The sequence below is a fragment of the Vibrio sp. 1562 genome, assembly GCF_033340155.1.
GTDB classification, from domain to species: domain Bacteria; phylum Pseudomonadota; class Gammaproteobacteria; order Enterobacterales; family Vibrionaceae; genus Vibrio; species Vibrio alginolyticus.
This window is the reverse complement of the sequence record NZ_JAWOVY010000390.1, coordinates 1-674: the sequence shown is the minus strand read 5'-3', so window position 1 is coordinate 674 and position 674 is coordinate 1. Positions and strand designations below refer to the sequence as shown.

Here is a 674-nt window from a genome sequence, read left to right as displayed (position 1 = left end):
CGCGACCACCGTTTGTCACGATGTCGCCATCTTGATTGTCTGTACCCGCGTGGAAGACTTTCTCGCCTTCAATTTCAACTTGAGGCAGGCCATAGATCACGTCACCTTTGTTGTACGCTGCTGGGTAGCCACCGGCTGCTAGCACAATACCAATAGATGCGCGCGGATCCCATTTAGATTCCACTTGATCAAGCTTCTCGTCGATTGCTGCTAAGCATAGATCTACAAGATCCGATTCCATACGCATCATGATTGGTTGTGTCTCTGGATCACCGAAGCGGCAGTTGTACTCGATCACTTTCGGAGTGCCATCTTTGTCGATCATCAAACCCGCGTATAGGAAACCTGTGTATGGGTTCCCCTCAGATGCCATGCCACGTACCGTTGGGTAAATGACGTCTTCCATGATGCGATTGTGAATTTCGGGTGTGACCACAGGAGCTGGAGAGTAAGCGCCCATCCCCCCGGTGTTCGGGCCCGTGTCTTTATCACCAACACGTTTGTGGTCTTGGCTGGTGGCCATTGGCAGAACGTTCTCACCATCGACCATTACGATGAAGCTTGCTTCTTCACCATCTAAGAACTCTTCGATAACTACGCGGCTGCCTGCGTCGCCAAATGCATTGCCCGCTAGCATGTCTTTGATTGCGTCTTCTGCTTCTTCTAGCGTCATC

1 protein-coding gene is annotated in these 674 nt (G+C 51.3%); it reads right to left on the bottom strand.

The genetic code is table 11. The features are described from left to right. Positions 1-674: phosphoribosylamine--glycine ligase (gene purD / locus R7Z49_RS25360; protein ID WP_318112440.1), on the bottom strand; the 674-nt coding region annotated here is incomplete at both ends.